General features: G+C 63.6%; 22 protein-coding genes. 13 read left to right on the plus strand and 9 right to left on the minus strand.

What is annotated here, in order from left to right; all coding sequences use genetic code 11:
• Window positions 1–60 precede the first annotated feature (60 nt).
• From ACJRW5_RS19165 to ACJRW5_RS19175, 3 genes are read left to right on the plus strand one after another with little or no spacing between them, the layout of a single operon-like run.
• Window positions 61–645: an IMPACT family protein gene (locus tag ACJRW5_RS19165; RefSeq protein WP_484572079.1), complete on the plus strand. Its 585-nt coding sequence runs from the start codon at window positions 61–63 to the stop codon at window positions 643–645.
• Window positions 642–1,196, plus strand: coding sequence for a DUF922 domain-containing protein (locus tag ACJRW5_RS19170; RefSeq protein ID WP_484572080.1), 555 nt, complete (start codon window positions 642–644; stop codon window positions 1,194–1,196). Before ACJRW5_RS19165 ends, ACJRW5_RS19170 begins: the two co-directional genes overlap by 4 nt.
• A gap of 44 nt (window positions 1,197–1,240) precedes the next feature.
• Window positions 1,241–1,927, plus strand: a complete 687-nt coding sequence (locus ACJRW5_RS19175) for an SDR family oxidoreductase (RefSeq protein ID WP_484572081.1) — start codon at window positions 1,241–1,243, stop codon at window positions 1,925–1,927.
• Here ACJRW5_RS19175 and ACJRW5_RS19180 read toward each other — a convergent pair.
• Window positions 1,900–2,031 (minus strand): hypothetical protein, encoded by a 132-nt coding sequence (locus ACJRW5_RS19180; protein WP_484572082.1) that lies wholly within the window; start codon window positions 2,029–2,031, stop codon window positions 1,900–1,902. The genes ACJRW5_RS19175 and ACJRW5_RS19180 overlap by 28 nt on opposite strands.
• Before the next feature lie 76 nt (window positions 2,032–2,107).
• Between ACJRW5_RS19180 and ACJRW5_RS19185 the strand changes: the two genes are divergently transcribed.
• Entirely contained in the window at window positions 2,108–2,668 is a 561-nt protein-coding gene (locus ACJRW5_RS19185) for an MFS transporter permease (RefSeq protein ID WP_484572083.1), read from the plus strand.
• A gap of 116 nt (window positions 2,669–2,784) precedes the next feature.
• On the opposite strand, the gene ACJRW5_RS19190 is transcribed toward ACJRW5_RS19185, so the two are convergent.
• Window positions 2,785–3,060, minus strand: a complete 276-nt coding sequence (locus ACJRW5_RS19190) for a hypothetical protein (protein ID WP_484572084.1) — start codon at window positions 3,058–3,060, stop codon at window positions 2,785–2,787.
• A 116-nt stretch (window positions 3,061–3,176) separates the two neighbouring features.
• Window positions 3,177–3,803, minus strand: coding sequence for a LysE family translocator (locus tag ACJRW5_RS19195; RefSeq protein ID WP_484572085.1), 627 nt, complete (start codon window positions 3,801–3,803; stop codon window positions 3,177–3,179).
• A 369-nt stretch (window positions 3,804–4,172) separates the two neighbouring features.
• On the opposite strand from ACJRW5_RS19195, the gene ACJRW5_RS19200 reads away from it, so the two are divergent.
• From ACJRW5_RS19200 to ACJRW5_RS19215, 4 genes are all read left to right on the plus strand, one after another.
• Window positions 4,173–5,720, plus strand: a complete 1,548-nt coding sequence (locus ACJRW5_RS19200; protein ID WP_484572086.1) for an ABC transporter ATP-binding protein — start codon at window positions 4,173–4,175, stop codon at window positions 5,718–5,720.
• 10 nt (window positions 5,721–5,730) lie between these two features.
• The gene (locus tag ACJRW5_RS19205; RefSeq protein WP_484572087.1) at window positions 5,731–6,828 is read left to right on the plus strand and encodes an ABC transporter permease; all 1,098 of its coding nucleotides are present in this window, start codon (window positions 5,731–5,733) and stop codon (window positions 6,826–6,828) included.
• A 102-nt stretch (window positions 6,829–6,930) separates the two neighbouring features.
• Window positions 6,931–7,857, plus strand: a complete 927-nt coding sequence (locus tag ACJRW5_RS19210) for an ABC transporter permease (RefSeq protein ID WP_484572088.1) — start codon at window positions 6,931–6,933, stop codon at window positions 7,855–7,857.
• 130 nt (window positions 7,858–7,987) lie between these two features.
• Window positions 7,988–8,452: an REP-associated tyrosine transposase gene (locus ACJRW5_RS19215; RefSeq protein WP_484572089.1), complete on the plus strand. Its 465-nt coding sequence runs from the start codon at window positions 7,988–7,990 to the stop codon at window positions 8,450–8,452.
• A gap of 56 nt (window positions 8,453–8,508) precedes the next feature.
• Here the strand turns inward: ACJRW5_RS19215 and ACJRW5_RS19220 are convergent, their stop codons facing one another.
• A complete protein-coding gene (locus tag ACJRW5_RS19220) occupies window positions 8,509–8,925 on the minus strand; it encodes a hypothetical protein (RefSeq protein ID WP_484572090.1) in 417 nt (138 codons plus the stop codon).
• An 82-nt stretch (window positions 8,926–9,007) separates the two neighbouring features.
• Between ACJRW5_RS19220 and ACJRW5_RS19225 the strand changes: the two genes are divergently transcribed.
• From ACJRW5_RS19225 to ACJRW5_RS19245, 5 genes are all read left to right on the plus strand, one after another.
• Window positions 9,008–9,358, plus strand: a complete 351-nt coding sequence (locus ACJRW5_RS19225; RefSeq protein WP_484572091.1) for a MerR family transcriptional regulator — start codon at window positions 9,008–9,010, stop codon at window positions 9,356–9,358.
• Window positions 9,359–9,484: 126 nt separating this feature from the next.
• Window positions 9,485–10,840, plus strand: a complete 1,356-nt coding sequence (locus ACJRW5_RS19230) for an 8-oxoguanine deaminase (RefSeq protein WP_484572092.1) — start codon at window positions 9,485–9,487, stop codon at window positions 10,838–10,840.
• 255 nt (window positions 10,841–11,095) lie between these two features.
• Complete coding sequence (locus ACJRW5_RS19235; RefSeq protein WP_484572093.1) at window positions 11,096–12,178, plus strand: BMP family ABC transporter substrate-binding protein; 1,083 nt, start codon at window positions 11,096–11,098, stop codon at window positions 12,176–12,178.
• Window positions 12,179–12,383: 205 nt separating this feature from the next.
• On the plus strand, window positions 12,384–13,343 hold the full coding sequence (locus ACJRW5_RS19240) for a 2-oxoglutarate and iron-dependent oxygenase domain-containing protein (protein WP_484572094.1): 960 nt from the start codon (window positions 12,384–12,386) through the stop codon (window positions 13,341–13,343).
• Window positions 13,344–13,623: 280 nt separating this feature from the next.
• Complete coding sequence (locus tag ACJRW5_RS19245) at window positions 13,624–14,571, plus strand: adenosine deaminase (RefSeq protein ID WP_484572095.1); 948 nt, start codon at window positions 13,624–13,626, stop codon at window positions 14,569–14,571.
• A 222-nt stretch (window positions 14,572–14,793) separates the two neighbouring features.
• On the opposite strand, the gene ACJRW5_RS19250 is transcribed toward ACJRW5_RS19245, so the two are convergent.
• From ACJRW5_RS19250 to ACJRW5_RS19270, 5 genes are all read right to left on the minus strand, one after another.
• A complete protein-coding gene (locus ACJRW5_RS19250; protein ID WP_484572096.1) occupies window positions 14,794–15,330 on the minus strand; it encodes a cytochrome b/b6 domain-containing protein in 537 nt (178 codons plus the stop codon).
• On the minus strand, window positions 15,330–15,596 hold the full coding sequence (locus ACJRW5_RS19255) for a PepSY domain-containing protein (RefSeq protein ID WP_484572097.1): 267 nt from the start codon (window positions 15,594–15,596) through the stop codon (window positions 15,330–15,332). Before ACJRW5_RS19255 ends, ACJRW5_RS19250 begins: the two co-directional genes overlap by 1 nt.
• Window positions 15,597–15,806: 210 nt before the next feature.
• Window positions 15,807–17,909: a TonB-dependent copper receptor gene (locus tag ACJRW5_RS19260; protein ID WP_484572098.1), complete on the minus strand. Its 2,103-nt coding sequence runs from the start codon at window positions 17,907–17,909 to the stop codon at window positions 15,807–15,809.
• A 64-nt stretch (window positions 17,910–17,973) separates the two neighbouring features.
• Window positions 17,974–18,345: a DUF2946 domain-containing protein gene (locus ACJRW5_RS19265; protein WP_484572099.1), complete on the minus strand. Its 372-nt coding sequence runs from the start codon at window positions 18,343–18,345 to the stop codon at window positions 17,974–17,976.
• Window positions 18,346–18,347: 2 nt separating this feature from the next.
• Window positions 18,348–18,842 carry a copper chaperone PCu(A)C gene (locus tag ACJRW5_RS19270; RefSeq protein ID WP_484572100.1) on the minus strand — a complete coding sequence of 165 codons (495 nt, stop codon included), beginning with the start codon at window positions 18,840–18,842 and terminating at the stop codon, window positions 18,348–18,350.
• Window position 18,843 lies beyond the last annotated feature (1 nt).

Raw genomic sequence — 18,843 nt, forward strand, 5'->3', positions numbered from 1 at the left:
ATGCACGGCACGACGCCCGCCCCTATACTGGCGGGCGTTTTTCATTGAGCTGCCGTCTCCATGCCCAGTACCCTGCTTGGCCCTTGCGACTACCGTGAGGAGATCCGCAAGAGTCGCTTCCTCGCCCTCGCCGCGCCGGTCAGCAGCGCCGCCGAGGCGCAGGCCTTTATCGATCAGCACAGCGACCTCACCGCCTCGCACAACTGCTGGGCATGGAAGGTCGGCAACCAATACCGCTTCAACGACGATGGTGAACCCGGCGGCACTGCCGGCCGGCCGATTCTCGCCGCCATCGAAGGGCAGGACTGCGATCAGGTGGTGGTGCTGGTGATCCGCTGGTACGGCGGCATCCAGCTCGGCACCGGCGGCCTGGCCCGCGCCTACGGCGGCAGCGCGGCCAAATGCCTGCAACTGGGCGAACGCCAGGAACTGGTGACGCGCCTGAACCTCAGCTGCCATCTGCAATTCGCCGAGCTGCCGTTGTTCAAGGCGCGCCTCAACGAATTCGACACCCTGCTCGCCGGCGAGGAGTACGATGCCAGCGGCGCACGCCTGCAACTGGCCGTCCCGGCCGAACGCCAGGAAGCCCTGGCCCGCCTGCTGGCCGACATCAGCCGCGGCCGCGAACAGTTGCACAGCTTATGAAACGCCTGCTGCTTCTGCTGGGTTTCAGCCTGAGCGCGCAGGCGCAGGTGGAGGAACGCTTGCAGTACCAGTACTACGACGTGCTGGTCGCTTCCGGAGAGTCGCTGCGTCAGGCGGTCAACCAGGCCTCGACCATTCGCCAGGACGGACAGGTCTACCACGCCTACACCCGCTGGCGCGTGAAATGGAACTACTGGTGGCAGGAGGAGCGTGACGGGCGCTGCCGCCTGCCCCTGACACGTACCGAGCTGAGCGCCCAAATGACCCTGCCACGCCTCGGCGGCGGCGACGCGGTGCAACGCCAGCGCTTCGCCCAGTACCTGCAGGCGCTGCGTGAACACGAACTGGGCCATTACCGCATCGGCCAGGCAGCCGCCGCCGCAATCGACGCCACACTGCTGGCGACGCCTGAATATCCCAGCTGCACGGAAATGCAGGCGCAGGCCAACCAGCGCGCCAATGCCGTGCTGCAACAGCATGTCGAGCGCGAGCGCAGCTTCGACCGCGACACCGGGCATGGTCGTACACAGGGCGCCTGGCTGGCCGAGTAAGTGCGCTATGCTGGCGGCCTTTATCACCCGTCATGGAGCCTGATATGACTGCGCCCCGATCCATTCTCATCATCGGCGCCTCACGCGGCCTTGGCCTTGGCCTGGCCAGCGAGTTCGTCGCCCAGGGCTGGAACGTCACCGCCACCGTGCGTAGCGCCACTCAGCAAGCGCCGCTGCAGGCACTGCCCGGCGTGCACGTGCAGCAGCTGGAAATGACCGACCCGGCCAGCCTCGAACAACTGGCCGAGCGCCTCGGAGGGCAACGCTTCGACGTCATCTTCGTCAATGCCGGGGTTTCCGGCCCGGCGCACCACAGCAACGCACAAGCCACGGCCGAGGAAATGGGCCAGCTATTCCTGACCAACGCCGTCGCCCCGCTGCGCGTGGCCGAACGCTTGCTGCCGAACCTGGCCAGCGAGCACGGGCTGATCGTCCTGATGAGTTCGATCCTCGGCAGCATCGAGGCCGGCGCCGGCCTGGGCATGCCGCTGTACGGCGCCAGCAAGGCCGCGCTCAACCACCTGGCGCAGTGCTTCGTACGCACGCAGGACAACCCCAAGCTCGGCGTACTGCTGATGCACCCGGGCTGGGTGCGCACCGACATGGGCGGCGCCGACGCCCCGCTGGACATCGCCAGCAGCTGCAAGGGCATGGTCGAACAGGTCAGCGCCAAGGTCGGCCAAGCAGGCCTGCACTACCAGGACTACCAGGGCACGCCGCTGCCCTGGTAAACGCCCAGCGCCGGCTCGAGATCAGCGGCGGGCAACGCCAGCCCGCCCAGCTCTTCTACCTGGCGCGAAGCATTTCGCGCCAGAGCGCACAATCCAAACCACATGATCGCAGTATCCTTACCGGCGCTGAACACCCTCGCAGGATGCGAGCCTCCCACCACCGTTATCTGGATCTAGGAAATGGACAACCTCTATCAGCCCCCGAAAGCCGAACTGCTGGACGAACAATCCCCTTCCCGTAGCGCCTTCTTCGTTACCTCGGAAAACAAGCTCTATCTGCTGTATTTCGCCACCTTCGGCCTGTACGCCATCTACTGGTTCTACAAGCAGTGGGACAGCCAGCGCAGCGCGATGCTGCCGCAAAAGATCACGCCCGCGGCCCGCTCGTTCTTCCAGGTATTTTTCACCCACTCACTGTGCCGCCGGATCAGCGAGCACAAGCAGCGCCAAGGCCAGGAACCCTGGGACTACTCGAGCACTGCCTGGCTCTATATCGGACTGAGCTTGGCCAGCAATGGCCTGGCACGCATTGATTTGCAGAACGACATCCTTGACCTGCTGCTGTTGATCGGCTGCGTGATGCTGCCCGCCATTCCCCTGGCGCAAATCCAGCAGCAGGCCAACCAGGCCAGCGGCGACGATAGCGGGCAGGGCAACGCCCGCTTCAGCGCTTACAACCTGCTGCTCGTCACCCCAGGAGCACTGCTCTGGTTACTCGTACTGGTTGGCGTCTTTCTGTAACGCCACAACGAAAAAGGGGCGGCTTCATCGACCGGCGACAACGCCGGACAATGAATCCACCCCAGCCCTAAGCGCTGTACGAAAAGTGCCTGCGCTCGGTGATTTTCCTGCGCACCCTAGCCAAAAATCGAACTGACGACATTGCCGATCATTTCAAAAATGGACAGCACGCCATCGAGCAGGATTTCGAAGAAGCCGGCGACACACTCCAGCGTCGACTCGGCGCTAATCACTGCCGGCGCCAGGATGCTGCCAAAGGATGAAACCAGCACCAAGGTGGCGAGCATATTGAAACCTGCGACCGCAACGTAGGTGCCCGCCCCGATCAGCGCCAGTGATGAAGTCGCCCTAAGCAGCCGTAGCCCGACGGATCGCTGTGTTCTGCGTTTCATATCATTCCCTGAACAAGTGGCCTTACTAGCGTGCGCACACTAACCCGAAGCGTCGAGTAATACGATTTACGGACAGATTAATCGTGGTCTGTGCCCGGTTTTTCGCCTTATCCACCCTAAGTCCTGACCTCGCTGAAAAGAAGTTTAAAAGCGGCGACACCAAAGAACGCGGCAAACACCCCCTCGAACAGGGTCTTTGACTTCATGTACAGACGTCTTACCCCTGCGTGGGAAAAGACAAGCGCATAGCCCAAGAAGATCGTGGCGCTGGTCACACCGACCACCGCCACGACGGAGAAAAGCTCCTGTGGCGTTGCCGTTGCAGGGACGCCCATCGAGTACAAAGCGGCAAAGAAGAGAATGGCTTTTGGGTTAGTCAGATGGATAAGCAAACCTCTGACGTAGCTGCTTGCCTTCGAGTCGAGCTGCAGTGTCGGGATGGCTGGTGACGTCGCGCTCAGCGCAGCCTTCAGCGACTGGCAGGCAAGGTACAGCAGATAGAGAGCACCAAAGTACCTGAGGACTTCAAACAACCAGACGGTCGACTTCAGTACCGCAGCCAAACCAAAAGCTGCCAGCATCGACCAGATCAGAGACCCCGTCAGCACCCCCAGGGCCAAGTGCAGACCAAACAACCGACCTTTCGCCATGGATGCGCCAGCGATAGCCAGTGTCGCCGGTCCTGGGCTGGCAATCGCCGCTATCGCTGAAAATACGATGAGGAAATAACTGATCTCTTCCAACTCATGGCTCCATGCAAGTGAACGCCGAGCGCAGGCAGATGCTGTTCTGCACTGACCCAATAGCGGAGAAGGCGATATGGCGAGAGAGCATACGCCCTCACGGTAGGAAGCAGCCATCGAGAGTCCGTCGTTTGGGCAACTGAAAGCCAAGCATGATGAGCCAGTGCTCATGGGTTGCACCTAGCTACGAACGAGGTCGCGGCAAGCGTGCAAATACGGTGCGCGCGGCGCCCAGCTTCGATCTACGCGCACCAACATCACGCACAAAAATATCTCCTCTGAATTGGCAATCCCTCAACCACGCATTTTCTGACTCCCTGGCCAAGTTTTTGCTTTAGCCCCGCTCAGTTACTTCCACGAGCGATTTCCATGTCTGCCTCACCCGACTCCCCGCGTCTGCAGCTGACGTCCATCAGCAAGCAATACCCCGGCTGCCTGGCCAATGACCGTGTCGACCTGGCGATTGCCCCTGGCGAGATTCGCGCCCTGCTCGGCGAGAACGGCGCCGGCAAGAGCACGCTGATGAAGATCATCTATGGCGTCAACCAACCCAGCAGCGGCGAGATTCGCTGGCAGGGCGAGGCGTTGACCATGCGAGACCCGGCCATGGCCCGCAGCCTGGGCATCGGCATGGTGTTCCAGCACTTTTCGCTGTTCGAGACCCTCACCGTGGCCGAGAACATTGCCCTGGCGATGGGCGCCGACGCCGGTACACCGAAGCAGCTGGAGCCGAGGATTCGCGAGGTGTCTCAGCGCTATGGCATGGCGCTGGAGCCGACTCGCCTGGTGCACAGCCTGTCCATCGGCGAGCGCCAGCGGGTGGAAATCGTGCGTTGCCTGATGCAGGACATCAAACTGCTGATTCTCGACGAGCCCACTTCGGTACTGACTCCGCAGGAGGCCGACGAGCTGTTCGTTACCCTGCACCGCCTGGCAGCCGAAGGCTGCAGCATCCTGTTCATCAGCCACAAGCTCGGCGAGGTACGCGCGCTGTGCCAGAGCGCCACGGTGCTACGCGGTGGGCGCGTATCCGGCCATTGCGTGCCGGCCGAATGCAGCGATCTGCAACTGGCGCGGCTGATGGTCGGCGATGCCGAAGGGCTGGAAAGCAGCTACCCGAAAGTCAGCGGCGGCCTGCCACGGCTGCGCGTGGATGATCTCAGCTGGCATAACCCTGACCCGTTCGGCTGTTCGCTGCAGAACATTCGCCTGGAGGTGCGCAGCGGCGAGATCGTCGGTATCGCCGGGGTGGCCGGCAATGGCCAGGATGAACTGCTTGCCCTGCTCAGCGGTGAAATCCGCTTACCCCGTGGCGAGCGCGAACGCATCAGCCTGGATGCTGCGCCGGTGGCCAACCTGCACCCGGATGCACGGCGCCGACTGGGGCAGGCCTTCGTCCCCGCCGAACGCCTCGGCCACGGCGCGGTGCCGGAAATGAGCCTGGTCGACAATGCGCTGCTCACCGCTTTCGGCCAGGGCCTGATCAAGGGTGGCCTGGTGCAGCGCGGCAAGGCGCGTGCGCTGGCCGAGCAGATCATCCAGCGCTTCGCGGTGAAAACGCCGGATGCCGACACGGCCGCGCGCAGCCTGTCTGGCGGTAACCTGCAGAAATTCATCCTCGGCCGGGAAATCCTGCAAAACCCGAAACTGCTGGTGGCCGCGCACCCGACCTGGGGCGTGGATGTCGGCGCGGCTGCGGCCATCCACCGTGCGCTGATCGCCCTGCGCGATGCCGGCGCGGCGATTCTGGTGATCTCCGAAGACCTCGACGAACTGTTCCAGATCAGCGATCGCATCGGCGCGCTGTGCAGCGGGCGCCTGTCGCCGCTGAGTGCGACGGCGCAGGTCAACACCGTGGAAGTCGGCCGCTGGATGGCCGGTGAATTCGATCAACCCGCCGCTACCGCGGCCTGCTGACGGAGCCGTCATGCTGTTATCCCTGGAACCGCGCGGCCAGCAATCGCGCCCGATGCTTTGGCTGTCACCGCTGCTGGCTGCCGTACTCACGCTGCTCAGCGGCATGCTGCTATTCACCCTGCTTGGCCATGACCCGCTGCAAACCCTGCACACCTTGCTGATCGACCCGCTCAGCGACTGGTATGGCGTGTCCGAACTGCTGGTCAAGGCGCTGCCGATTCTGCTCTGCGCCCTCGGTCTGGCCGTGGCCTATCAGGCGCGCATTTGGAATATCGGCGCCGAAGGCCAGTTGCTGCTCGGCGCCCTGGCCGGCAGCGCCATGGCTTTGCAACTTATCGACTGGGACAGCCGTTGGGCGCTGGCCTGGGTGGTACTGGCCGGCACCTGCGCCGGCGCGGCCTGGGCCGGGCTCACCGCCTGGCTGCGCACGCAATTCAACGCCAACGAGATCCTCACCAGCATCATGCTCAACTACATCGCGCTGAACCTGCTGCTGTTCTTCGTGCATGGCCCGCTGAAGGACCCGGCCGGCTTCAACTTCCCCGAGTCGGCCATGTTCGGCGATGCCAGCCGCCTGCCGCTGGTCAGCGAGGACGGCCGCCTGCACGGTGGGCTGTACCTGGCGCTGCTGGCTCTGGTGGCGGTGTGGGTGCTGCTGCACAGGAGCTTTCTCGGTTTCCAGATCAAGGTGCTCGGCCTGGACAGCCGCGCCGCCGGCTTCGTCGGCTTTCGCGAGAAGCGCCTGGTGTGGTTCGCCCTGCTGGTCAGCGGTGCGCTGGCCGGTATGGCCGGGGTCGGTGAAGTGGCCGGGCCGATCGGCCAACTGGTGCCGCAGGTATCGCCCGGCTACGGCTATGCGGCCATCACCGTGGCCTTTCTCGGCCGCCTCAACCCGCTCGGCATCGTCGCCGCCAGCCTGCTGATGGCACTGCTGTATCTCGGTGGCGAGAACGCGCAGATGAACCTCAACCTGCCGCAGGCGATCACCCAGCTGTTCCAGGGAATGATGCTGTTCTACCTGCTGGCGTGTGACGTGTTGATCCTTTACCGGCCACGGCTGAAGTGGAAATGGGCGAAGCGCGATAACGGCGCCGAAGCACTGGCCTGAAACGAACCCGTAGGAGCCCGCTTGCGGGCGATCACCCGGTCATCGCCCGCAAGGACTAGGCGTCCCCCGGCTCCTACACAAGGCATACGCATAGGAATCCCCATGGATCTCGATCTGTTGACCAATATCTTCTACGCCATGGTGCGTACCGGCACGCCGCTGCTGCTGGTGGCGCTGGGTGAGCTGGTGTGCGAGAAGAGCGGCGTGCTCAACCTCGGCCAGGAAGGCATGATGCTGTTCGGCGCGGTGATCGGCTTCATCGTCGCCTTCAGCACCGGCAGCCTGTGGCTTGGCGTGCTGCTGGCGATGGCTGCTGGCATGCTGCTGTCGCTGCTGTTCGCCGCCGTGGCGCTGGGCTTCAACGCCAACCAGGTGGCCACCGGCCTGGCCCTGACCATCTTCGGCGTCGGCCTGTCGACTTTCGTTGGCGCGGCCTGGGTCGGCAAACCGCTGAGCGGCTTCGAGCCCATCGTCATTCCGCTGCTGTCCGACATCCCGCTGATCGGGCGCATGCTGTTCGCCCAGGACGTGCTGATCTACCTGTCCTTCGCCCTCTTCGCCCTGGTGGCCTGGGTGCTGCTGAAAAGCCGTATCGGTCTGATTATCCAGGCCGTCGGCGAAAACCCGGACGCAGCCAGCGCCATGGGCATGCAGGTGCTGCGCGTGCGCACCCTGGCGGTGCTGTTCGGCGGTGCCATGGCCGGTTTGGCCGGTGGCTACCTGTCGCTGGCCTACACGCCGATGTGGGCGGAGAACATGACCGCCGGGCGCGGCTGGATTGCCCTGGCGCTGGTGGTGTTCGCCAGTTGGCGCGTCTTGCGCGTGCTGCTCGGTGCCTACCTGTTCGGCCTGGCCAGCATCCTCCATCTGGTCGCCCAGGGCATCGGCCTGTCGATCCCCTCCAACCTGCTGGCCATGCTGCCTTATGTGGCCACCATCGTGGTACTGGTGCTGCTCTCGCGCGATGCGATCAAGACCCGGCTGTATGCACCGGTGTCGCTGGGGCAACCTTGGCAGCCGGGGCATTGAGATCCCCGTGAATCGCGGCTGAGGCGGAATGCCGCCCGGCCACTCCTACACAAGCAGCGCACGCCCGTAGGAGCGGCTTCAGCCGCGATCAACTGCTATACAGAACGGATCACGATCAGGAGGCAAAGGAATGCTTCGTCCAGACAAACCGCATGCAGGTGCATTACGCAGGGGGCGTTTTTCCGAGCCTGGCCACGCCTATTTGCTAACGGCTGTGCTGAATGAGCGTGAAGTACTGTTCGAAGAGTTTGCCCTCGGACGGCTGCTGGTCGCCGAACTACGCAATGCCCACGAGACCGGTCTAGTGAACTCATTAGCATGGGTTGTGATGCCTGATCATCTGCATTGGCTGGTGCAACTGGAGAGCACTACGTTGAATGAGCTGATGCGCCGGGTAAAAGGCCGTAGCGCACGGCAGATCAACCAGCGTTCGTCGCGAACAGGCCCATTATGGCAGCACGGCTTCCATGATCGGGCTTTGCGTCAGGAAGAGGATTTACGAGCTGTCGCGCGTTACGTGATTGCCAATCCTGTGCGGGCAGGTCTGGTGAAGCGGGTGGCGGACTACCCGCTATGGGATGCGGTCTGGCTCTAGCGTTTATCGCGGCTGAAGCCGCTCCTACAAAAACAGCACCTCCCATAGAAGCGGCTTCAGCCGCGAAAAGCTTGTTGCGGCTCCCTTACCGGCCACAACTGCGCCACGCCCCAGGCCAGCTCGAAGGCCAGAAACACCGCGATCAGTGGCGTCGCCCCTTGCATCAGCGCGTAGATCTGCCAGGTAGAGAACAGCAAACGGCCGGCGGCGTCGTAGCGGCCGAATATCAGCTGCGGATCACGAATACGCAGCACCGACCAGACGCAGACGATCGAACCCATGAGGTTGGCCAGCAGCATATGCATCGGCTCGAACGCGGGCAGCGCGCCGGGCAGACCAAGACTCTGATGCACACTCTGCAGCAAGCAGTGCAAGGCCAGGAAACTCCAGGGCGTAACGAAAGCGGCGGTTACCAGCAGGTCGTACCAACCGCTGGCGCGCACCAGGCGGCGATACTGTCGAGGGCTCCACATGGGTATTTCTCCAATCATTCAAGGAGCACCCAGGCTAAGGCCTGGAGTATGCTCCAAGGTCAATACCCAACGAGCGATGACAATGCGTATTGGAGAACTGGCCGAAGCCTGCGAGGTCAGCCGTGACACCCTGCGTTTCTATGAACAGCGCGGGCTGATCGCCGCACGGCGCAGCGCCAATGGCTATCGCGACTATCCCACAGAGACGGTGCAGCTGGTCGCCTATATCAAGACCGCACAGCGCCTGGGTTTCAGTCTCAGCGAAATTGGTGACCATGTCGGTAACCTGTGGCAAGCCAGCGACCCGGATCAGGCGGTGACCCAACTGCTGCAGGACAAACTGGCGCTGATCGAGAGCCGCATCGACGAACTGCCGCAATTGCGCCGCGAACTGCAGCAACGTCTTGCTACCACCTGCCCGTTGCGCAGCTGACGGCGATTGCATGCTGACCTGGAAGTCAGGTATCTTCGCCGCACGTCATTTGCGACGAACCTGGATCAGCAGACAGGGTCAACACTGAGCTGGCTTACCTGACATCAACCTCAGAGGAGCCACTCAATGGCTGCTACCCGTATCTGGATCAAGAACCCCCTCGCCATCTTCACCGCCAATGACCTGGACGCCTCCGGCGGCCTGGTGATCGAGGATGGCCGCATCTGCGAAGTGCTCAGCAAAGGCCGGCAGCCCGCCACGCCTTGCCAGCAAGTGTTCGATGCCGGCGAGCACGTGGTGCTGCCAGGCCTGATCAACACCCACCATCACTTCTACCAGACCCTCACGCGTGCCTGGGCGCCGGTGGTCAACCAGCCGCTGTTCCCCTGGCTGAAGACGCTCTACCCAGTGTGGGCACGCCTCACCCCGGAAAAGCTGGCACTGGCCAGCAAAGTGGCCCTGGCCGAGCTGCTGCTGTCCGGCTGCAGCACCGCTGCCGATCACCACTACCTGTTCCCCGGCGGCCTGGAGAATGCCATCGACGTGCAGGTCGAAGCCGTTCGTGAACTGGGCATGCGCGCGATGCTCAGCCGCGGTTCAATGAGCCTGGGCGAAGCCGACGGCGGCCTGCCACCGCAGCATACGGTGCAGAGCGGCGAGACAATCCTGGACGACAGCCAGCGCCTGATCGGCGAGTACCATGAACGGGGCGATGGCGCGCAGATCCAGATCGCCCTGGCACCCTGCTCGCCCTTCTCGGTCACCCGCGACATCATGCGCGCCAGCGCCGAACTGGCCGAACAGCTCGATGTGCGTCTGCACACCCACCTTGCCGAGACTCTCGACGAAGAAGACTACTGCCTACGCCAGTTCGGTCTGCGCACCGTGGATTATCTGGAGAGCGTCGGCTGGCTTGGCCCGCGCACCTGGCTCGCCCACGGCATCCACTTCAACCCCGAGGAGATCGCCCGCCTCGGCGCAGCAGGTACCGGCGTCTGCCATTGCCCCTGCTCAAACATGCGCCTGGCGTCAGGCATCTGCCCGGTACATGACCTGGAGGCAGCAGGTGTACCGGTAGGCCTGGGCGTCGACGGTTCGGCCTCCAACGACGCCTCGAACATGATCCTCGAAGCGCGTCAGGCGCTGTATATCCAACGCCTGCGCTATGGCGCCGAGGCGATCACCCCCGAGCGTGCGCTGGGTTGGGCAACCCGTGGTTCGGCACGCCTGCTCGGTCGCAGCGATATCGGTGAACTGGCAGTGGGCAAGCAGGCCGATCTGGCGCTGTTCAAGCTCGATGAACTGCGCTTCTCCGGCAGTCACGACCCGCTCTCCGCCCTGCTGCTGTGCGGCGCCGACCGCGCCGACCGGATGATGATCGGCGGCAACTGGCGCGTTATCGACGGGCAGATCGAGGGGCTAGATGTGGCCCAACTGATCGCCGATCACCGCCAGGCGGCGAAGCAACTGGTGAACGGCTGACCCCGAACCGTAGGGTGCGCCATGCGCACCGAGAGACTGCTGGTGCGCACGGCGCACCCTACGGTTTGCAGCAGGACACTCGCACCACAACGCAGCATATGCAGGCGCGGCGCACCAATAGCGCTCCGCCGCATTGCCAGCCCTTGTCCGCAGAGGCTTTCACCACGCCTATCTGTCCTATTGGTCAGCTTTTTGCAGTCATGGGATCAGCCAACCAACGGCCACCCCAACACCAAGACTGGAGCTGCACCTACCATGCACAAGAAGAGCAAGAAACCGCTGCTGCGCACCCTCGTCGCCGCCCTGGGCTTTGGCGCCATGCTCAGCGCCTCTGCCGCCGATCCCCTCAAGGTCGGCTTCGTCTACATCGGCCCCATCGGCGATCACGGCTGGACCTACCAGCATGAACAAGGCCGGCAGATGCTGATCAAGGAAATGGGTGACAAGGTCACCACCAGCTTCGTCGAGAACGTGCCGGAAGGTGCCGATGCCGAGCGCGTGATCCGCAACATGGCCAAGGGTGGCTTCGACCTGATCTTCACCACCTCCTTCGGTTACATGAACCCGACCATCAAGGTGGCCAAACAATTCCCCAAGGTGACCTTCGAACACGCCACCGGCTACAAGCAGGACAAGAACGTCGGCACCTACCTGTCGCGCTCCTATGAAGGCCGTTACGTGGGCGGTTTCCTCGCCGCGAAGATGACCAAGACCAAGAAGGTCGGTTACATCGCCTCCTTCCCCATCCCCGAGGTGATCCGCGACATCAACGCCATCCAGCTGGCGCTGGACAAGTACAACCCGGGCACCGAGATCAAGGTGGTGTGGGTCAACACCTGGTTCGATCCGGGCAAGGAGTCCGACGCCGCCAACGCGCTGATCGATCAGGGCGTGGACGTGATGTTCCAGCACACCGACAGCCCGGCCCCGATCCAGACCGCCGAGCGTCGCGGCATCTACTCCGTCGGCTACGCCTCGGACATGGCCCACTTCGGCCCAAAAGCCGTGCTCACCTCCATCGTCAACGACTGGGGCCCGCACTACGTCAAATCCGCCCAGGCGGTGATCGACGGCAACTGGCAGCCGCAGGACTTCTGGGGCGGCCTGGCCGAGGACACCCTCTCACTGCCGATCAGCGACCTGGTACCGGCTGATGTGAAGAGCGAGGCCGAGCAGATCATCGCCGACATTCGCAGCGGCAAGTTCCACCCCTTCACCGGTCCGATCAAGGATCAGAGCGGCGAAGTACGTATCGCCGAAGGCGTCAGCGCAACCAATGCCGAGCTGGCCTCGATGAACTACTACGTGGAAAACGTGAAGGCCGAACTGCCGAAGTAACAACACAAAGCATCGCGGCTGAAGCGGGATGCCGCCCAGCTGCTCCTACTTCCACACCTGTAGGAGCGGCTTCAGCCGCGATAATTTGAAAATCACCGATGCCGTCCCTGCTCTGCAGAACCGCATCAAGGGGACGTTTCAGCAGAAACGTCCTTTTTCGCTGCCCTGGGTACGAGAAGACTCGCAGCAACACCCCGGAGCTTTTATGAACAGCCTACCCATCATCAACATCGCCCCTCTGTACCGCGACGACGCCTCCGCCTGGCCGGACGTTGCAGAACAGATCGACCGCGCCTGCCGCGAATGGGGTTTCTTCTACATCACCGGACACCCGATCAGCGCCGAACGCATCGACGCACTGCTGAGCGCCGCGAAGCACTTCTTCGCCCAGCCCGCCGAAGAAAAACTCAGGATCGATATCACCCAGAGCACTCACCATCGCGGTTATGGGGCAATTGCCACCGAGCAGCTCGATCCGAGCAAGCCGAGCGATCTCAAGGAAACCTTCGACATGGGTTTCCATATGCCGGCGGATCATCCCGAAGTGCTGGCCGGCAAGCCATTGCGCGGGCCGAATCGTCACCCGGATCAGGCAGGCTGGGCCGAGCTGATGGAGCAGCATTACGCCGACATGCAAGAGCTGGCCAAGACCCTGCTACGGGCCATGGCCCTGGCGCTGGATATCGAACGCGACTTCTTCGACAAGCGCTTCGAACAACCGATCAGCGTGCTGCGCATGATTCACTACCCGCCGCGGCAGAATGCGACCAGCGCCGAACAACAAGGCGCCGGGGCGCACACCGACTACGGCTGCGTCACCCTGCTCTATCAGGACCAAGCCGGCGGCCTGCAGGTACGCGCACGCGGCGGTGACTGGATCGATGCACCGCCCATCGCCGGCAGTTTCGTGGTCAATATCGGCGATATGATGGCGCGCTGGAGCAACGACCGTTACACCTCCACGCCGCATCGGGTACTCAGCCCGCTGGGGGTGGATCGCTACTCCATGCCGTTCTTCGCCGAACCGCACCCGGACACCGTGATCGACTGCCTGCCGAACTGCTCCAGCGCCGACAATCCACCCAAGTACTCGCCCGTGACCAGCGCCGCATACCTGCTGTCGCGCTTCGCCGATACCTATGCCTATCGGCGGGAGGAGGCATAGGGCTGAATAGCCCCAACTGTAGGAGCGACTTCAGTCGCGAAATTCGCGGATGAATCCGCTCCTACAGAACGTACAACACCCTAGGGTGGATGACGCTTTTTTCATCCACCGCTTCAGCATCCGAGCCTGCACATCGGTGGACATGAAGAGCGATGTCCGCCCTTCATTCGAACACCGCGGCGTGTAAAAAGCGGATCGCCGTCCGGCCTCCCGCCCAGCAAAATCCTGTCCCAGCGGTTAAACTTTACGGCTACCTCAAGCCTGACCACGAGAAACGACCATGCCCGAATGGCTCAACGCCCTGCCCAAGGCCGAACTGCACCTGCACCTGGAAGGCTCGCTGGAGCCCGAGCTGCTGTTCGCCCTGGCCGAACGCAACCGCATCGCCCTGCCCTGGTCCGACGTCGACAGCCTGCGCGCGGCCTATGCCTTCAACAACCTGCAGGAGTTCCTCGACCTGTACTACCAGGGCGCCGACGTGCTGCGCACCGAGCAGGACTTCTATGACCTGACCTGGGCCTACCTGCAGCGCTGCAAGGCGCAGAACGTCATCCACGTCGAACCCTTCTTCGACCCGCAGACCCACACCGACCGTGGCATTCCCTTCGAGGTGGTGCTGCGCGGCATTCAGCAGGCACTGGTCGACGGCGAGAAGCAGCTGGGCATCAGCCACGGCCTGATCCTCAGCTTCCTGCGTCACCTGTCCGAAGAAGAGGCGTTCAAGACCCTGGAACAGGCCATGCCGTTCCGCGACGCCTTCATCGGCGTCGGCCTCGACAGCTCGGAAAAAGGCTTCCCGCCGCGCCTGTTCGAGCGCGTGTTCGCCAAGGCGCGCAGCGAAGGCCTGCACGCAGTGGCCCACGCCGGTGAGGAAGGCCCGCCCGAGTACATCTGGGAAGCGCTGGACCTGCTCAAGGTCAAGCGTATCGACCACGGCGTGCGCGCCAGCGAAGACGAGCGGCTGATGCAGCGCATCATCGACGAGCAGATTCCGCTCACCGTCTGCCCGCTGTCCAACATCAAGCTGTGCGTGTTCGAGCACATGGGCCAGCACAACATCCTCGACATGCTCGAGCGCGGCGTGAAGGTGACGGTGAACTCGGATGACCCGGCCTACTTCGGCGGCTATGTCGGCGAGAACTTCGAAGCGCTGCACGAGCACCTGGGCATGACCGAAGCGCAGGCCAAGCGTCTGGCGCAGAACAGCCTGGACGCACGCCTGGTCTGAGCCATCGCATCGCCGCTGAAGCGCCTCCCACAATACCCATGCTCCGTGGGAGGTGCTTCAGCCACCAGGGCCGCCCCGGATTTCATCCGGGCTACGCCCAACACCATCGCCCGCAAGCAGGCTCCTGCCGTAAGAGCCCGCTTGCGGGCGATGCGTTTGCCAAGGCTGCTCCCACATTGTTTGCCAGCTACTGTGGGAGGGGCTTCAGCCGCGACCAGGCACTCAATGACGGTCCAGCTTGCGCCGCTTGCCGGTCACCATCGACAGCGGCAAGTTCTCACGCAACCGATAGCTCTCGAACAGCGCTGCGGCGATATGCAGGCCGACCAGCGCCATCAGCGCGTTGGCGCAAAATTCGTGAATCTGCAGCGGCAGATCGGCGCCCCAGAAGTAGTCGACCTCCTCCATCAGAAAGCCGGTCACGCCCAGGCCGAGCATCAACGTCATCATCAGGATCATCACCAGCGCGCCCAGCGGCGAATGCCCAAGGCGATGGTGCGGCTGGCCGCTGAGCAGCGCGCGAATGTGCGCGCCGAGCCGTGCTCGGGTCGGCCAGAAGTCGCTCCAGCGCGCCGACCGGCTGCCGACGAAGCCCCACACCAGGCGAATCGCCAGCCAGGCTACGGCGTAGTAACCGAACCAGCGGTGCCAGCTCTCGCCCTCTTCTGTGAATAAGTAGTTGGCCAGGAAGGCACCCGCCAGCGACCAGTGGAACAACCGTACAACCGGGTCCCACAGACGCACGGTTGCGCTGCTCATCAGTCTTCCACGTTGCTCTTGACCGGCTTGCCGCTGACCGGGTCGAAGTAGATTTCGACTTTCTTGCCGTCCTTGTCGAAGCCGTAGATCTCGTAGCAATCACCGCTGGTGACCTTGAATTTCTTGATCTGGTAGCCCTGGGCTTTCAGCTCGCTCTGGAACTTGTCCTGATCCTGCCACTGAGCCTGATCGACGTTGGTGCACTGGGTGGCCGCAAAACTGGCCGGAGCAGCCAGCAGCAGGGAAAGCAGAAACATCTGGTTCATCGTGTCGTCCTCAAAGCAGTGGGAGGTGAGTGACTGCGGGAAGCACTATCGCGTGCGAACCTTAAGGCTCTATTAGCGCGCCGAAAAACGTAGCCCGGATGCAATCCGGGGCCTGTTCGATGCCCCCGGATTGCATCCGGGCTACGACGTCATAAGCGACGATTCGCCCCCTCTCCCATAAACAAGAGAGGGGAACAACAGCACAGCCACTCAGAAGTCGTAGTCGACCTTGGCCCAGAAGGTGCGCCCCGGCTCGTCGATGCGGGTGTCGGCGGGGAAGCCGAAACCGGCGTCGCCGGCCAGGTTGAGGTGCTCGGAGTAGTTCTTGTCGAACAGGTTGTCGACCCCGGCACTGAGCTTGACCTCTGAGGTCACCCGGTAGGCGCCGTTGAGCGAGAACACGGCGAAGCCGGCGCTCTCGCCCAGATCCTGGCCGACCACGTTGCCGCGCGCCTCGGCCACCCGGCCCTGCCCGTCGGCCAACCGCCACAGGCCGCCGACGCTCCAGTTGTCCTGCTGATAGGTCAGCCCCAGGCGCGCTTCCAGCGGTGGCATCTGCGGCAGCGCTTCGCCGTCGGAGCTGTTCTTGCCCCAGGCGTAGGCCAGGGTGGCGTCGGCCTTCCAGTTGGAGTCGAAGGCGTAGGCCAGGCCCAGTTCACCGCCCATGATCCGCGCATCGACGTTGTCGGCGCGGCTACCGCCCATCATGCCGGCGCCGCGGTAGTCGAACAGGATGTAATCGCGCACCTGCCCGGCATAGGCCGAGGCCCAGGCCTGCAGCGCCTCGCCCTGGTACTGGATGCCGACATCGAGCTGGGTGGTCTTCTCCGGCCTGATGCCGTCGAAGGCATTGAGCGAGCCGGCCGGGCCGTTCTCCCCGGCGGAGAACAGCTCCCAGTAATCGGGGAAGCGCTGCACATGGCCGAGGCCGGCGTAGACGGTGGTCGGCGAGCCGCTGAGGTCATGCTCGTAACGCACGAAGCCGCTCGGCAGGATATCGGCGCGGGTGCTGCCGGCGGTCGGGTTGGGCGTCGACATGCCCATCATGCTGTCGAAGCTGGGCCGGTAATCCTTGGCCTTGGCCCGGTCGAGCCGGGCGCCGCTGATCAGCCGGTCCTGCTGGCTGACATTCCAGGTGGCTTCGGCGAACAGACCGTAGTTGTGCATCAGCGCGTCCTTGTCCCAGGCGTAGCGGTCGGCATCGACATAGGGCATGCCCATCATGCCGCCGCTGGAGCTGCGCTGACGGTGTTCGCTGCGCTGCGCGTCGAGGCCGGTGATCAACTCCACGTCCTGCCATTTCCAGGTTGCCGCCAGCCGCGCGCCGAGGGTGCGGCGGTCGACCTGCGCCGCCATCGGCCCGGCCATCATGCTACTCGGATCAGGCCGGCGCAGGCGGAAGTTGTCCATGATGTGGTCGGCGTAGTTGTAGTAGAGCTTGGCCTCGACCTTATCCAGCACGCCGCCGAGGTTGCTGCGTTCGAAGCGCAAGCCGAGGCTTTCGCGCTTGAACTGGGTGCCGTCCATGCCGCGCCCGGCGTAACGCGCCTCGCCATCGCCACGGCCGGCGGTGAGCTCCAGCAGGGTATCGGCGTCGGGCGTCCAGCCGATGGCCACGTCGCCGTTCCACTTGTCCCAGCGCGAGCCGATGGTGTCGCCGTCACCGTTTTCGTAGTCATCGGAATGCGAGCGGTTGCCGGTGAAACGCAGGTAGCCCTGCGCGCCGCCCACGGCACCATCCAGCACCTGATCGAAGCGGCCGTTGGAGCCGGCCAGCACACTGGCGTGCAGACGCGCACCGAGCTCGCCGAACTGCTCCGGCGCGCGGTCGAAACGCACCACCCCGGCGGAGGCGCCCGGGCCCCAGATCACTGTCTGCGGGCCCTTGGTCACGGTCAGCTGGTCATAGGTTTCCGGCGAGATGTAGGAGCTGGGCGAGTCCATCCGCGCCGGGCAGGCGCCGAGCATCTGCCCGCCATCGGTGAGCAGCAGCAGGCGCGAGCCGAACAGGCCGCGCAGCACCGGGTCGCTGTTGCTGCCGCCACTGCGGATGGCGGAGAAACCGGGAATGGTCTTCAGATAATCCGCCGCGTCGCTGGCCGGCACCGGCTGCCGGGCATCCTTGGGATTGGCCAACACGGTCAGCGGCGACACCTGCTGCACTGCGGTGATTACTGTCGGCGGCAACTCATGCACAGGCTCTTCGGCAGCGTGCAGAGCAGTGATTGTCGACAGGCCACAGACCATGGCCAGGGCAGACAGAGCAAAACTTGGGCGCACGAAAGCGGCGCCCGGAACATAAGAAACGGACATGCGAGTACCTGAAAGATCGGTGTGTGAAGAGGCCAGATAAGGGCCTCGGTAACCAGAGAATGCTTCAGGTCAGTAACGGCGGCGCGCGTGACAGCGCATGCGGATAGTGAACACTGGCCAGCAGTGGCGGCGGCCATTGCAGGCTGCTGCTCTGCGCCAGTGACAGGCGTCCTGGCAGGGCGCAGTAACTTTCGGCCAACACCGGACAGTGGGAAAACAGCGAACAGTAGCCGCAGGGGTCAACCTGCGACACCGGCTTGCTGTCCTTGAGCGCAACAGTACTGAGGGTCGCCCCGTCGTGGCAGCTGAGTTCGTTCAGCCAACGCCAGTCAGCGGGCGCGGCACGCAGTTGCGACGCCAGTGGCGCAAAAATGATCAACACGAACGCCAGCAGCCCGAGGCGGGCTGCGAACGTACGTCTGCGCGCCGTGAGCATGATCAATGCTGATGCTTGTCCGCATCATGCCCAGCAGCATGGTCATGCTCGGCCGGCGCGTCTTTCTGCACCGCCACTTCGACCTCGACCTGACCGGCTTTTTCGAAGTTCAAGGTCAGCGGGAAGCGCTCGCCATCCTTGGCCTGCTGTTTCAGGTTGAACAGCATCACGTGGTAGCCCATGGGCGCGAACTTCACCTCACCGCCGGCGGGGATGGTCACGTCCTGCACCTTCTGCATCTTCATCACACCATCGGCGTGCACGTGCTCGTGCAGTTCGGCCTTGCCGGCCACCGGCGTGCTGACGCCGAGCAGGCGGTCGGATTCGCTGCCGTTGTTGTGGATGACGAAGTAGGCCGAGGCAGTCGGCGCCACTGGCGGCATCTCGCGCGACCAGGGGTGATCGATATGCAGCTGGCCGACATCGTACTCGTGGGCCTGGGCCAGCATCGCGGGCAGGATCAGAGCGAGGCCCAGCAGGATTTTGCGCAGGTTCATA

The sequence above is a fragment of the Pseudomonas pichavaramensis genome, assembly GCF_050473265.1.
Taxonomy (GTDB): Bacteria; Pseudomonadota; Gammaproteobacteria; order Pseudomonadales; family Pseudomonadaceae; genus Aquipseudomonas.

Coding starts and splice junctions, on each gene's coding strand:
- ACJRW5_RS19165 (WP_484572079.1), top strand. CDS start 61: ATGCCCAGTACCCTGCTTGGCCCTTGCGACTACCGTGAGGAGATCCGC.
- ACJRW5_RS19170 (WP_484572080.1), top strand. CDS start 642: ATGAAACGCCTGCTGCTTCTGCTGGGTTTCAGCCTGAGCGCGCAGGCG.
- ACJRW5_RS19175 (WP_484572081.1), top strand. CDS start 1,241: ATGACTGCGCCCCGATCCATTCTCATCATCGGCGCCTCACGCGGCCTT.
- ACJRW5_RS19180 (WP_484572082.1), bottom strand. CDS start 2,031: ATGTGGTTTGGATTGTGCGCTCTGGCGCGAAATGCTTCGCGCCAGGTA.
- ACJRW5_RS19185 (WP_484572083.1), top strand. CDS start 2,108: ATGGACAACCTCTATCAGCCCCCGAAAGCCGAACTGCTGGACGAACAA.
- ACJRW5_RS19190 (WP_484572084.1), bottom strand. CDS start 3,060: ATGAAACGCAGAACACAGCGATCCGTCGGGCTACGGCTGCTTAGGGCG.
- ACJRW5_RS19200 (WP_484572086.1), top strand. CDS start 4,173: ATGTCTGCCTCACCCGACTCCCCGCGTCTGCAGCTGACGTCCATCAGC.
- ACJRW5_RS19205 (WP_484572087.1), top strand. CDS start 5,731: ATGCTGTTATCCCTGGAACCGCGCGGCCAGCAATCGCGCCCGATGCTT.
- ACJRW5_RS19210 (WP_484572088.1), top strand. CDS start 6,931: ATGGATCTCGATCTGTTGACCAATATCTTCTACGCCATGGTGCGTACC.
- ACJRW5_RS19215 (WP_484572089.1), top strand. CDS start 7,988: ATGCTTCGTCCAGACAAACCGCATGCAGGTGCATTACGCAGGGGGCGT.
- ACJRW5_RS19220 (WP_484572090.1), bottom strand. CDS start 8,925: ATGTGGAGCCCTCGACAGTATCGCCGCCTGGTGCGCGCCAGCGGTTGG.
- ACJRW5_RS19225 (WP_484572091.1), top strand. CDS start 9,008: ATGCGTATTGGAGAACTGGCCGAAGCCTGCGAGGTCAGCCGTGACACC.
- ACJRW5_RS19230 (WP_484572092.1), top strand. CDS start 9,485: ATGGCTGCTACCCGTATCTGGATCAAGAACCCCCTCGCCATCTTCACC.
- ACJRW5_RS19235 (WP_484572093.1), top strand. CDS start 11,096: ATGCACAAGAAGAGCAAGAAACCGCTGCTGCGCACCCTCGTCGCCGCC.
- ACJRW5_RS19240 (WP_484572094.1), top strand. CDS start 12,384: ATGAACAGCCTACCCATCATCAACATCGCCCCTCTGTACCGCGACGAC.
- ACJRW5_RS19245 (WP_484572095.1), top strand. CDS start 13,624: ATGCCCGAATGGCTCAACGCCCTGCCCAAGGCCGAACTGCACCTGCAC.
- ACJRW5_RS19250 (WP_484572096.1), bottom strand. CDS start 15,330: ATGAGCAGCGCAACCGTGCGTCTGTGGGACCCGGTTGTACGGTTGTTC.
- ACJRW5_RS19255 (WP_484572097.1), bottom strand. CDS start 15,596: ATGAACCAGATGTTTCTGCTTTCCCTGCTGCTGGCTGCTCCGGCCAGT.
- ACJRW5_RS19260 (WP_484572098.1), bottom strand. CDS start 17,909: ATGTCCGTTTCTTATGTTCCGGGCGCCGCTTTCGTGCGCCCAAGTTTT.
- ACJRW5_RS19265 (WP_484572099.1), bottom strand. CDS start 18,345: ATGCTCACGGCGCGCAGACGTACGTTCGCAGCCCGCCTCGGGCTGCTG.
- ACJRW5_RS19270 (WP_484572100.1), bottom strand. CDS start 18,842: ATGAACCTGCGCAAAATCCTGCTGGGCCTCGCTCTGATCCTGCCCGCG.